Origin of the sequence: Bacillus sp. FJAT-27251 (genome assembly GCF_001273925.1) — a bacterium.
Taxonomy (GTDB): Bacteria; Bacillota; Bacilli; order Bacillales; family Cytobacillaceae; genus Mesobacillus_B.
This window is the reverse complement of the sequence record NZ_LIGG01000001.1, coordinates 2,542,294-2,554,632: the sequence shown is the minus strand read 5'-3', so window position 1 is coordinate 2,554,632 and position 12,339 is coordinate 2,542,294. Positions and strand designations below refer to the sequence as shown.

The following is a 12,339-nucleotide window of genomic DNA, read 5'->3' as shown; positions in this document are numbered from 1 at the left end:
AGGAAATTCCTTTTAAAGCAGGGGGAGGGTTCTGCTGCTTCATCCACGAACCAGAATGAAGCAGCAAAACCGTCCCTTTGCCTCACTGGAAATGGGCGAGCAAAACTCTCCCCATGGTTCCGAAGAGGAATAGGAGGGTAACGGCGATAATGGTCATTGTAGCGGTGACTCTTTTTTTGGCGGTAAAATAATGGCTGCTTTCAATGTGTTTCTTCGTCATGGGGTTTGAGTTGAAGATCTTGTCCCAGACGATGGAAATCCACTAATTTATCATGATGGGAAAACTTAAGAAGAGGAAGGCTTTGATCCACAGCGACGGAATGACGATTATTGCCGCCGTGGTGACATTGGTTAAGGCAGCATAACCGCTTATATAGGAAGAATTGCGGATAAAAACCTTAATGAATAATTCGGCAATGCCTGTGACAGGAGTCCTTTTTTTAAAAATCCGTTTTGACTTCCGGAATAATAGCGGCTTCTTCCTTCTTGTGACAACCGGTTTTTCAATTTCTGGGGCTGCCGCAAAGACCAGTTTAATCATGCTTGTTTTCCGTTCCTGCTCCATGTCGATCCCAATGTCCAGTGAACTGGCTTTTTGGAGTGTCATCATACTGGAATAAACCGAGGCTGCAAGAATGACGAAAGCAACCAGATAAACGAGCAGAAGGTGTCCTGTTTCGAACAAAAAATAGACCAGTTGGCTGAACCAGCTGAAAAGCACAAACAGCAGGAAGCCCATCCCGATTTTTTTCCTTCTTGATTCATACGTTCTCAAATAATATTTAACCAGCATCAAGCATGCACTCAAGGATATGAAATATCCCAGCAGCGCAAAGAGTCCCGTGAATCCGAGCTGATAGTGATTTAGTAAAAATGGCAGCAGGATAAGGAAGGAAGATCCCACAGCAAGTGATTGACTGAATAATGAATAGCTGTATCCATATGTTTTCAGCTTCCATAAAAGGTTGTTCTTTTTAACCAAAAAGACTTTATCCGCCTCTTCCAAATACATGTGAATATTTCCTGACCAGGCAATCAAATAGAACGCAAAAAACAAGAGAAACAGCGGAAGGTCCATGATCCACGAAGGCGTTTCATTCCACCATGAACGATAAATCATGGTGCTGATGACCACAGCCGGGATGATAATATATAACATGACGGTCCAGTCCAGGACCGTTTTCCAAACATTGTATTGGAATTTCCAGCCTCTTATTAACCGGCTCCGGAAAAGGCTGCTACCTTTCATCGCCATCACCTTCTGCAAGAAAATGGTAGCAATCATACAGCGAACCCTCTGGCAGGCGGCATTGAAGCCGTATTTCTTCCAGCGTGCCTTTTGCCACCATCCGTCCATTGCTGATCATAATGAACCGGTTGCAGATTTTTTCGGCCGTATCCAAAACATGCGTGGACATCAGGATCCCGGCACCCCGTTTTCGCTCTCTTTCAATGGAATCAAGAAACAGCTTCATGGCATTTGGGTCAAGACCCATGAACGGCTCGTCAATGATGTACAGGTACGGATCTGTAATCATGGCTAAAATAAGCATAGCCTTTTGCTGCATCCCCTTTGAATATTTGGATGGAAACTCATGGGCATGGTGTGCTAATTTGTATGTATCGAGCAGACCATCCGCTTTTTTCCGGTATTCCTTTTCATTTAGCCCCTCTACAGCTGCTACAAAATCAAGATGTTCCCAGAGCGTTAATTCATCGTAAAAGAGCGGCCTCTCCGGGATGTAAGCATAATTGGCGCCAGACCCAAATGCAACAGACCCGTCCATATGCTCAAGCAGTCCCAGGACCGTTTTAATGGTCGTGCTCTTGCCCGCCCCATTCGGTCCAATCAGCCCGACCAATTCACCTTGCTCAATCCTAAAGGCGATGTCAGTAATGATGGAATCATCTTTTTCATACCCTGCCGATTTAATATCAATATTCAATAAAGACATAAGCAGCCTCCTTCCGGGAAGCAAGAGGAGTTCTCCAACCGATCTTATTCCCTGGATGCTTACTATACGTCCAACACTTGACAAAGGTTTCCAGTTTGTCGAAAAAAAGAGGGAGATTCTCCTCCCCCGGTGGCATGAGGCAGTCAGTCAGGAGAACCGTCGCCTACTCTATTACCGAATCACTACTGTCACCATTATCATGAGATAGATGCTGATAACCAATAAGCAGCTGAACAGAAACGAGATGAATATTGGGGCTTTCTTGAAATACGATACGGCGATGAGTCCCATTGATAATAGAGACAGGAAAAAGAAGCCGACCGTATTCAGGTTGACAACAAAGCCGATGGAACTGCCGGCATCGATGATGTCACCGTGGAAGAGCCGAAACAAAGGTGACACCGCCTCACCGTTCACAAAATTGCCATGCGGCGGGGACTGCTGTGAGAAAACTGCCGTAATCGTAAAAATGACAACTAAAAGGATGCCCTCCACTCTGACCCATGGAATCGGATTAAAGGCAGCATCTTTGGACAGCTTATACTTGACGATCACGCCATTCGCCAAGGCATAAAAGAGCAGCGGCAGGACAAATAAATGCTTAAGCAATAATCCCTGGCCATAGGAAACCATCCACAAATTTATATACCCACCCACCAATGTTTCCATCAAAAACACACCGCTAAGAACAATTGCCGCCAAACATCCGGCAGCGACCGGTGAAAACCAGCTTAAAAATGCCAGCCAATTTTTATGATTAAGACAGAACCAGCCAACTATAAGCAAGATGCCCACCCAAATACTTGCTGCCGCCAAATGAACAAAATCGCTGACCATTCCTATCACGGGATCAATCGCACCAGCATGGCTCGACCAGGCCACGGTCAAAATCAAGCCAACTGTCAGCAAAGCTCCCAAAATAGCAGACATCTTCTTTTCACCAGGCTTCGCCAAGGCAATCAACAGGAGCAGCACAATGGAACCGAAAAAAGTAAAATTCCACGCTGTCCCGATCGTATAGGTTGTTAACACGATTTTTATCGATTCAAGAAAGCCTAATCGGGGAGCAATGTACAATGTGATATCAAGGACAGGAATGAATGCGAAAACAGGGACCAAAGCGGCACCCGAAAGGAGCAGCCGCTTTGGAATGTTCAGGTCAGGACGGTATTTGCCAGGAATAAGCAGGAGGATAAAGCTGCCTGCCAAAACGGAAAAGCATAGATATAAAAGTGCCTGACTGATGATGACGAATATATCCATTGATTACTTCTTTCTTTTAAGCAGGAAGAAGCCGCCTGCCGCTAGTACTGCCAAAAGAACGATAAACACAAAGCCCATGGAAGATGAGGCGCTCTCCTCTGCTTCATCGGCTGTTGCTGCCTCTTCCTGATTTTCTGTACTTTGCTCATCCGGCTCTGTTGTTTCTTCTTCTGGTGTTTGAGATGGTTCAGTCGTTTCCGCCGGTTCCTCTGCCGCTTCCTCCTCAGCTTCAGAAGCTGGGGCATTGACTGTGAAGGAGAATTCGCCTTCCAGTGGATGGCCATCCGCACTGATAATACTCCAATTGACTTGGTATTCATCATTAGCCAGCGGTTGAGCGAAAGTACCTGTCAGTGTCCCCTCCCCGATGATCAATTGCTCAGGTTCAAATTTTTGTCCCCCTGCTGTGGTTACTTCGATAAAACTGCCTTGTTCAATTTGGCCGTCAAATTCAAGAACAATTTCCGTTAATGGCTCGGTTACAGCGTCCCCATCCGCCGGAGTGGATCCTTGCAAATGCGAGTGGGCAGACACGCTTGCAGAAAAGGCAATTGCTAGTAAAAAGGCTGCTACAGCAGTAAATACACGTTTCAACATAATTCCTCCCTAAAGTTGTGGTACAGTTTAAAGTGAGCTCTTAAACCATTATAAATACTATGGCAATATAAAATAATACCTCGAAAGAGTGATTTAAGGTCAAAATGATTAACAAGGCCGGAATCGGTGATAAAATAAAGACACTTTCCATATAGAAAAGGTGTAAAAACTTGAAGTATAAACAAATCAAATGGCTCATTTTAATCATCCCAACGGTGACAATCGCCTTATGGGAATACCTGCGGCATGAGTTTCTCCTTCCCTATATCTCGATGGAGCTGGGAAATTATCTGTCTCCTATTTTGGTCTTTATCGTCACACTCGTCTTTTTGCGCCGCTTATTTTCCGTGCTGGAAAGGATGCAGGAAGAGTTGCGACTGGAAAAATCCAGGAAAGCAGCGCTGATCGAGCGGGAAAAGCTGGCAAGGGAACTCCATGACGGCATTGCGCAGTCCCTTTTTCTGCTCTCTGTGAAAATGAATAAGTTCGGCAGGAAGAATGACCTGGAGCACAGCCCCGATTTTCAAAAAATCAGGCAAACATTGCAGCACGTTCACGAAGATACCCGCCAAGCGATTACAAACTTAAAACTTATGCCAAGTGAAGAACCCTTTAGCTGGACAGAAACGGTCCACCAGTATGTTTCCTCATTGAAAAACCAGCATCTAATTGATGTTGACCTGCAATGGCGCATTAACGAGGATACGCTATCTCCAAAGGAAAAAATCGAGTTATTCGCCTGTATCAAGGAAGCGGTTATGAATGTCATTAAACATGCCAAAACCCATGAAATCATAATTCGTGCGGAAGAAATGGACAGAGGGTGGATTTGCCAGATAAAAGACCAGGGAATTGGGTTCACAGAAGCAACACTCCGCTCAAGTAAGGGATATGGGCTGCAAATCATCAAAGAGAGAGCCAGGGATATGGGATGGGAACATTCCCTGGAGAGGAACGGGGATGAAACCATCATGACATTGAAAAAGGAGCAAAAGTAGATGAACCCTTTTCGGATCCTTATTGTGGATGATCACGCCCATGCGAGGGAAGGCATTCGTGAAATATTGGAAGAGTACGAAGACTTCCTGATTATTGGGGAAGCAAGAAATGGCGAAGAAGCGATACAACTTACACAACAGCTTATGCCTGATATTATTCTCATGGACATTGAAATGCCCATCATGAACGGGCTCGAGGCAACCAAAAKAATCAAGCTCACGTTCCCCTTTGTGAAAATCGTGATGATCACGGTGTCAGATGACATCACCGATTTGTTTGATGCCCTGAAAAAAGGAGCACAAGGCTATTTACTAAAGAATTTCCAGTCGGATACCTGGATTGAACACTTAAGGGCCTTTGCTTCTGACGAAGTCCCGATGTCAAAGGAAATCGCCTTCCAAATCCTGAAGGAATTCCCGCAAAGCAAAGCCGTCAACACCGAAAAAATCCCATTATCCACTCGGGAATTAGAGGTACTCAAACTAGTCGCCAGGGGGATGTCCAACAGGGAAATCTCCGAGAGCCTCATCATTTCCGAACACACGGTGAAAAGTCATCTAAAAAACATCCTAAGCAAACTTCATTTGGATAACCGCGTGCAGCTCACCAGTTATGCTTTTCAGCAAGGCCTGATGGAGTGAGGCATGGGGACGGTTCTCGTGCATCATATCAGACTGTTATCTTTCATCGTCCAAACAGGAATATGAAAGTTCTCTAAAATTGGGAGGTGGACAAAATTATATCCAGAAAAGTCATTTCGGCCTCTGTCTCTGGTTCCTTATATGCCATTTTGCTGGGACTAATTCTGCCCAATCCTTTTGGCGGGGCGCTCGCTTCCATACCAAATTATTTATTTGCCGTTGCATCAGTCACGCCTCTTTATTTGATGTATAGTTTTCCGGCTATTTTAATCTACGGAGTGTTAGCCTCTATTATTAGTGATAAGATCGGTCAATTTATCTCAGCAAAAATAGACAATGATAAATCAGAACTATGGATCTCTGGCATTTCGCATATCGTTTTTGGTCTTGTATTACTATTTTATAGCTTAGGTGCTTCTATATTGTTTTTTATTACGGATAGAGTTTTACAAAAGAACAATAAAAAATATGAGTTGTTGCAATCAATAAAAAGCTTGGGAATCCCATTAGCGGTCTGGTTAATTTACATGGGGATTGTTTATATAGAGCATCTTTTGAACATTAGTTAAAAAAGTCTTCCCCAATGAGGAAGTAAGCAAGAGAAAAAGCCTAATCCAATTGCGGATTAGGCTTTTAACGAAGCAGCAGAACCGGTCCCATTCCTCACCCTTGCCTCATTAAAACGCCGCGGTCCAGCCGCCATCCACGGTGATGACCGCTCCGTTTACAAAGCTGGACTCATCGGATGCGAGGAACAATGCAGCCTGTGCGATTTCTTCCGGCTTTCCGGCACGTGGGGAAAGAGCATGAGTCATCCCTGCCCGTGACATCCCGAATTCATTGATACTGGTCATGCTTGAGCCAATATTGGTTTCTACGGCGCCTGGTGCGATGGCATTGCAGCGGATTCCTTTTTGCGCATACATGAACCCGGTATTTTTTGTCAGTCCAATTACGGCATGCTTGGATGCGCCGTATGCTGCTCCCGCATGGGCCCCGCTGAATCCGCCGGTGGATGCAACATTGATAATGACTCCCCTTTCTTTCTCCAAAAAGATTGGGATGGCCTTGCGCATGGCACGCATTACGCCTTTTGTGTTCACATCGAAAACCAGGTCCCATTTTTCATCGGTAATATCCCCAACAGGTTCGAATCCATCCATGATTCCTGCGTTATTCACAAGGATATCCAATGTTCCATATTCCTGTACAGCAGCCTCAATCATATTCTCTACCTGTGCCAAATCCGCTACATTCACTTGTAACGCTTTGGCAATGCCGCCATTTGCGGCAATCCCATTTGCAGTCACTTCAGCACCTTCAAGATTATAGTCGGCCAGGACCACTTTCGCCCCTTCCTTCGCATAAAGCTCGGCAATGGCTTTTCCCATTCCTGACGCTGCGCCTGTTACAATCGCCACTTTTCCTTCCAGTTTCATCATGATACCCTCCTGTCATTTATTTTAAAAATAGATTCTACCCTCAGAATCTATTATAAATGAACCAGCGGTCTTCATTGATTGTATTTTGTGAAAGTTTAGTAAATTACTCGATATCCCTGCATTTTCAGGGACAAGAAGGCCGCAGCCGATATAACGAATGGAGGGGAGGCACAGAGTACCTCCCCCACAGTTCAATACGAAGCAATAGAACCGGCCCCATGCTTCTTTTTATCCAGTTTTGATAACGTAGCGACCGCTATCACCAGGATGGCGATCGCGAGAAGAAGCGTCCAGGCACTGCCGGTAATCCCTGCGACAATAAAACCGATAAAGGTGACACAGGCATTCAAAATGGCATATGGCAATTGCGTTTTCACATGGTCAATATGGTCTGCGCCAGCCCCGGTTGAGGATAGCAGGGTTGTATCGGATATCGGTGAAGTATGGTCGCCAAACATTCCTCCGGATAGAACGGCTGCAATGCAGACCAGCAGATGGGCATCAAGCCCAACAGCCATTGGAATCGCGATTGGCAGCATGATCGCGAATGTTCCCCATGACGTTCCGGATGCCAGGGACATGATGGCACCGACGATGAACAGAATCGCCGGAATAATGAATACCGGGATATTTCCCTGCACCAATTCCACAATGAACATGGCCGTTCCCATATCACTCAGCAACGTTCCTAGCGCCCAGGCCAATACAAGAGTCACGGCGACATAGGCCATTCTCTGCATACCAGATGTATAAATCTCAAATGCTTCCCCAAACTTCTTGAGCTTAAAGCCAATCATTAAAACAATGATCGTGATGGCCGCAAACAAGTAGGCCGTCGTAAGCGATATTCTGAACTGATTACCTGGAACCTGTTCAAATGGGAATCCGAATGAAATCAGCAAACCAAATAAAGTGATAAACAAGACTAAGAGCGGAAGCCAGATCAAGATGGCTTTGGAGCTGTTTGTGTATTTCTCCGTTTGCTCCGGCTTCCTTAGCGGTTTTGAGTCCGGCCAGTAGATGGCACCTGTTTCCTGGATCCTTCTTTCCGCTTTTGCCATCGGGCCGAAATCAAGCTTTGTGAACGTGATTAGAGGGACCATGATCACGGCTAGTATCGCATAAAATTGAAATGGTATGACTTGTACAAACGTATCAAATTCAGAAGTTGTGATGTTTAACAAATCGAACTCATTTTTAATGAGCCCCATAATATAGACGCCCCAGCCGATAAACGGAATCAGGACTGCGACGGGAGATGCAGTTGAGTCGATGATCCATGCCAGTTTCTCTCTGGAAACCTTTAGCTGGTCGAAGACTTTTTCAAAAACAGGACCGACAATCAGCGGTGTGCCCAGGTCAGAGAAAAAGATAACGATTCCCCCTGCCCAAGCTCCGATTTGAGCCTTTGCCCGACTTTTAATATATTTAATCGAGGCCTGTGCGAGTGCCGCMCCCCCGCCCGAATTTTCCATCAGTGCCACAAAGCCGCCGATAAAAAAGAGCAGCACAAGCACACCAGTGTTATACCCATCTCCAAGGCGTGGATAAATATACGTTTCAATGGTCTGCATTGTGGCTTCAAGCGGATTTCCGCCTGCTAAAATCAAAACGCCGATAAACACCCCCGAAAACAAAGAAATAATTACATTCTTTGTCATGACCGCTAGAATCACCGCAATAATCGGTGGCAATAATGAGAGAAATCCCATATGTTCCAAATTGAATCAATCCTTTCCTGTGTACATCATGATGTAAAACTTAGTATTTTAGAATAATAGACTCAGTTTACTATGATGCAGCCGACTTGTAAATATACTTTTTTATTTATTTTTATGCAAAACAGAGGGACGGTTCTCCTGCCTCATTTTTTCCAGCGTTCGGTCTTGCGGGAAAGTTGCTGCTAGCTAACTTTGTTTCTTATGCTCTATTAAGTTATACCTGCTCAAAAACATTGCTATAGACCCACTCGCATGGCGAATGCTATGGTAGGTAGGCAGTGTTTTTTAGGAGGATAACTTGAGATGGAAGAACAAAAATACAAGGATTTAAAGATGGGGGAACGCGGTGCCATGATCAGCATTCTGGCATACCTGATCCTCTCCTGCCTAAAATTGTTGATTGGCTATATGAGTAACTCTGCCGCACTTAGAGCAGATGGACTGAATAATACAACCGATATCATCGCGTCCATTGCCGTCCTGATCGGGCTGAGGCTTTCCCAAAGGCCTCCTGATGAGAACCATGGGTATGGACACTGGAAAAGTGAAACCATTGCCTCCATGGTGGCATCCTTCATTATGGCCGCAGTCGGGATACAGGTATTGCTGGAAGCTGTCACATCACTCGTACACGGCGGGTCTGAGACTCCGGATATCGTCGCTGCTTATGTGGCTCTTTTTTCTGCCGTGGCCATGTATTTCGTGTACCGGTACAATAAAAAATTGGCCCTTCGGATCAACAGCGGTTCCGTCATGGCAGCCGCTAAGGACAATTTGTCCGATGCATGGGTCAGCGTCGGGGCAGCCGTCGGGATATTTGGCTCTCAGTTGAATATGCCCTGGCTCGACACCGTAACAGCCTCAGTTGTAGGAATCCTGATCTGTAAAACCGCCTGGGATATTTTTAGACAGGCTTCCCTTGAACTTTCCGATGGTTTTGATGTGACAAAGCTCGACTTATACAAGGAAATCGTCATGGATGTAAAAGGAGTGAAAGGAATCAAGGAAATCAAGGGGCGGAACTATGGCAATAATGAGGTGATCGATTGTGTTATTTTAGTGGATTCAAGACTCGGAATAAAAGAAGCACATGATATTGCCACGCACGTAGAAAAAATCATGATCAACGAGCATGGAGTGTACAACGTCCACGTTCATGTTGAACCAAAATGAAGCATGGGGAACTGTTCCCCATGCTTCATTTTTTCAGTGGGATGCGTGCCCTTGTCCCCGGAGGAGGCAGGAGAGCCGTCCCCGTGCTCTACAATGGCAATGGGTCCATACTTTGGTCGTTTGGTGTCAAGTCAATTCCATAGTCTTTTGCAAAGACCATGTATGTATCGTCCAGTACGTTTTCTTTGTTTTCATCCAGGTTAAAGACCCTGGCTCCGCGCAGCCTGTTTTTTTCTGCTCCGGAAAGGCCATAGGCACCGAACCCGCAATTGCCGGCATAGCCGAGCATGACGCCATAATAATTCCCTGCGTAAGTGTTGATATGGTCGTGTCCGCAGAATACTCCTTTTACATCGCCGCGGTGCAGAATGGCTGAGAACATGCCGCTGTTGACAGGGCCGGGGCATTCATCCTCATTTCTTTCCCCAACGATATTATGTTTTTTGACAGCAAGCGCATGCTTTTCATCCGACATCTCCTCTTTGCCGGCAAACCACATATAGCGATGCTCCCACAATGGGATATGCATGAACATCAGGGACGGGATTTTGCGATTGAACCGCTTTTCCAATTGCATGGACGTTTCGTAATACCAATTCACCTGGTCAAAGCGGAGCCAGTCCCAGTATGGATAGCCCTTAAAATCCTGTCCGGCGATTTGGTCGGGAGCATACCTTCCGCTGTCAAGCAGCCATAGATTGAACGCAGGCGCGGTTCCCTTTGAATTGTTAATCAACAGATTTGCATTTCCTGTTCCAGTAATTCCTTTCTCCCCAGGCTGATTCATATTATGCGGATAAGACATATAGATTTCCAGCATCCCCGCCTCATCCAGGCCGTTTTTTGGAGTGGAATCTTCATCATGATTTCCGTATGTAATTGCCCAATGAATTTTTCTTTGTTCCATTGGCTGGGCCAGATTGTTAATCGCTTGTTTCAATTCCAATGGCGTATCAGGACCGCTTGCCAGCATGTCACCATTGATGACAACGAAATCCGGTTTTTCCGAATCCAGGACCTTTTCCATAAGTTCAACTGTTCTGCGGTCGATCCGTTCATCATCCTGCGGGTCATTAAACTGCACGATTTTGAACTTGCCATTACCATTGAATTTCAGTGTGGCCTTTTGGTTGTCACTGGCCAATGCGGTCGTACTGCCGAATAAATCTCCTGGCAATCCGGTGGACGCGAGTGTTAAGGCGAGTGTGCTCATCCCGCCAATTTTGATAAAATCTCTCCGATCCATCCCTTTATTTCTCTCTGTCACGTAGAATACCTCCCAATCATTGTATTAAAATCAGCCATCATTCCTGGCTAATACCCCAGATAGCTTTTTTCCCTATCTGCTATCAAGAATAAGCGCCGAATATTAGCGCAGGGTGAATGCAGGCCAAAGGATTAGTAAAGAAAACAGAAGCATGGCAGAAAGCAAAATCAGATGAACCCGCCTTCATTCTTTATCCTGAGAAGGAAGACCCAGCTTTTATAGTCGGAAGGATAGACATATGGGAAGTTTTCTCTTTTGTTTATTAAAATATTTTTGAAAAATTTACGGATCTGAAAACCTGTCTTAATAATTCATTTTTACAATGGGAGGAAATGATTGATATACCGGGAGAATTTTATGAACCAGCCTTTTATGTCAGAGAGAGAGAAAGCTATCCTGAGAGAACTTGAATTTAAAACAAAAATCAGTGTCACGGATTTAGCTGTAAAACTGAACGTAACACCGGAGACCATCCGGAAGGATTTACGTGTTCTTGAGGAACAACAGAAATTGCGAAGAATCCGCGGAGGTGCAGTTGCCTATGCAGGAATAAGCAGCGAACCCCCTTTCCTCCGAAAAGTCAGCATTGCCCATTTTCAAAAAAAATTAATTGGAGAAACAGCTGCTGCGTTTATCAGGGACGGTGAAACCATTGTCCTTGCTGCGGGTTCCACAACTCTGCATCTTGCAAGAAGTATCAAAGACGTAAAGAATGTGACCATTGTAACCAATTCCCTAGCAGCAGCCGAAACATTAAAAAGCCGGTTGGAATGTGGTCTTTTTAATGGAAAAGTGATTGTACTCGGTGGAACATCCAACCCACGGCAGCGTTCCACCAGCGGTTCCATTACCAACCAGCTGCTCGGGCATTTTTATTTTGACAAAGCGTTCATTTCATGTGGAGGAGTAAGCATGGAGGGAATCTGTGGGTTTGATGTGGACGAAGCTTCTGCTACTTCCATTATGATGAAAAAATCACAGCAAGTATTTCTGGTGGCGGACTCTTCTAAATTTAATCAAAGAGCTTTGTTCCATATCGATTCGTTAGCTGCCATTGATATTGTGATAGCAGACCAGGACAAACCAGAGCAATGGTCGAAAGACATCCGTATACGAGACCTGGGATGGATCAACGCCAGCAAGCATGGAGAGATTCCCATCTTTTAAATACAAAAAAAACCGCCGTAAATCATGAACCGGCGGTTTTTGATATTAAGCAAAGCAATCGTAGAAAAGGTCAGCCCTTTGTCGTAAAAGCACTCAACTTTGGCGTAAGGCTCA

12 protein-coding genes are annotated in these 12,339 nt (G+C 45.2%); 5 read left to right on the top strand and 7 right to left on the bottom strand.

Annotation, left to right across the window (positions count from 1 at the left end; genetic code table 11):
* Positions 1-262: 262 nt before the first annotated feature.
* From ADU22_RS12010 to ADU22_RS11995, 4 genes are all read right to left on the bottom strand, one after another.
* A complete protein-coding gene (locus ADU22_RS12010) occupies positions 263-1,285 on the bottom strand; it encodes an ABC transporter permease (protein ID WP_082252835.1) in 1,023 nt (340 codons plus the stop codon).
* Positions 1,239-1,955: an ABC transporter ATP-binding protein gene (locus ADU22_RS12005; RefSeq protein WP_053362359.1), complete on the bottom strand. Its 717-nt coding sequence runs from the start codon at positions 1,953-1,955 to the stop codon at positions 1,239-1,241. The genes ADU22_RS12010 and ADU22_RS12005 overlap by 47 nt, the downstream gene beginning before the upstream one ends.
* Before the next feature lie 171 nt (positions 1,956-2,126).
* Positions 2,127-3,218: a CopD family protein gene (locus tag ADU22_RS12000; protein WP_053362358.1), complete on the bottom strand. Its 1,092-nt coding sequence runs from the start codon at positions 3,216-3,218 to the stop codon at positions 2,127-2,129.
* A 3-nt stretch (positions 3,219-3,221) separates the two neighbouring features.
* Positions 3,222-3,812, bottom strand: a complete 591-nt coding sequence (locus ADU22_RS11995; RefSeq protein WP_197280050.1) for a copper resistance CopC family protein — start codon at positions 3,810-3,812, stop codon at positions 3,222-3,224.
* Positions 3,813-3,985: 173 nt separating this feature from the next.
* On the opposite strand from ADU22_RS11995, the gene ADU22_RS11990 reads away from it, so the two are divergent.
* The 3 genes from ADU22_RS11990 to ADU22_RS11980 all read left to right on the top strand — a co-directional run bounded on the left by ADU22_RS11990 (position 3,986) and on the right by ADU22_RS11980 (position 6,024).
* Positions 3,986-4,813, top strand: coding sequence for a sensor histidine kinase (locus ADU22_RS11990; RefSeq protein WP_053362356.1), 828 nt, complete (start codon positions 3,986-3,988; stop codon positions 4,811-4,813).
* The gene (locus ADU22_RS11985) at positions 4,814-5,455 is read left to right on the top strand and encodes a response regulator (RefSeq protein ID WP_053362355.1); all 642 of its coding nucleotides are present in this window, start codon (positions 4,814-4,816) and stop codon (positions 5,453-5,455) included.
* An 86-nt stretch (positions 5,456-5,541) separates the two neighbouring features.
* Complete coding sequence (locus tag ADU22_RS11980; RefSeq protein WP_053362354.1) at positions 5,542-6,024, top strand: hypothetical protein; 483 nt, start codon at positions 5,542-5,544, stop codon at positions 6,022-6,024.
* A 108-nt stretch (positions 6,025-6,132) separates the two neighbouring features.
* Here ADU22_RS11980 and ADU22_RS11975 read toward each other — a convergent pair whose 3' ends face one another.
* Both ADU22_RS11975 and ADU22_RS11970 read right to left on the bottom strand, forming a co-directional pair.
* Positions 6,133-6,894 (bottom strand): SDR family oxidoreductase, encoded by a 762-nt coding sequence (locus ADU22_RS11975; RefSeq protein WP_053362353.1) that lies wholly within the window; start codon positions 6,892-6,894, stop codon positions 6,133-6,135.
* Between the two features lie 194 nt (positions 6,895-7,088).
* Entirely contained in the window at positions 7,089-8,609 is a 1,521-nt protein-coding gene (locus ADU22_RS11970; RefSeq protein WP_053364548.1) for a Na+/H+ antiporter NhaC family protein, read from the bottom strand.
* A 312-nt stretch (positions 8,610-8,921) separates the two neighbouring features.
* Between ADU22_RS11970 and ADU22_RS11965 the strand changes: the two genes are divergently transcribed.
* Positions 8,922-9,791, top strand: a complete 870-nt coding sequence (locus tag ADU22_RS11965) for a cation diffusion facilitator family transporter (protein ID WP_053362352.1) — start codon at positions 8,922-8,924, stop codon at positions 9,789-9,791.
* 88 nt (positions 9,792-9,879) lie between these two features.
* On the opposite strand, the gene ADU22_RS11960 is transcribed toward ADU22_RS11965, so the two are convergent.
* On the bottom strand, positions 9,880-11,058 hold the full coding sequence (locus ADU22_RS11960) for a metallophosphoesterase family protein (protein WP_231687873.1): 1,179 nt from the start codon (positions 11,056-11,058) through the stop codon (positions 9,880-9,882).
* 357 nt (positions 11,059-11,415) lie between these two features.
* Here ADU22_RS11960 and ADU22_RS11955 point away from each other — a divergent pair, with 357 nt between their 5' ends.
* Positions 11,416-12,225, top strand: a complete 810-nt coding sequence (locus tag ADU22_RS11955; RefSeq protein ID WP_053364546.1) for a DeoR/GlpR family DNA-binding transcription regulator — start codon at positions 11,416-11,418, stop codon at positions 12,223-12,225.
* The last annotated feature ends 114 nt before the right edge of the window (positions 12,226-12,339 follow it).

Coding starts and splice junctions, on each gene's coding strand:
- ADU22_RS11965 (WP_053362352.1), top strand. CDS start 8,922: ATGGAAGAACAAAAATACAAGGATTTAAAGATGGGGGAACGCGGTGCC.
- ADU22_RS11975 (WP_053362353.1), bottom strand. CDS start 6,894: ATGAAACTGGAAGGAAAAGTGGCGATTGTAACAGGCGCAGCGTCAGGA.
- ADU22_RS12000 (WP_053362358.1), bottom strand. CDS start 3,218: ATGGATATATTCGTCATCATCAGTCAGGCACTTTTATATCTATGCTTT.
- ADU22_RS12005 (WP_053362359.1), bottom strand. CDS start 1,955: ATGTCTTTATTGAATATTGATATTAAATCGGCAGGGTATGAAAAAGAT.
- ADU22_RS11955 (WP_053364546.1), top strand. CDS start 11,416: ATGAACCAGCCTTTTATGTCAGAGAGAGAGAAAGCTATCCTGAGAGAA.
- ADU22_RS12010 (WP_082252835.1), bottom strand. CDS start 1,285: ATGATTGCTACCATTTTCTTGCAGAAGGTGATGGCGATGAAAGGTAGC.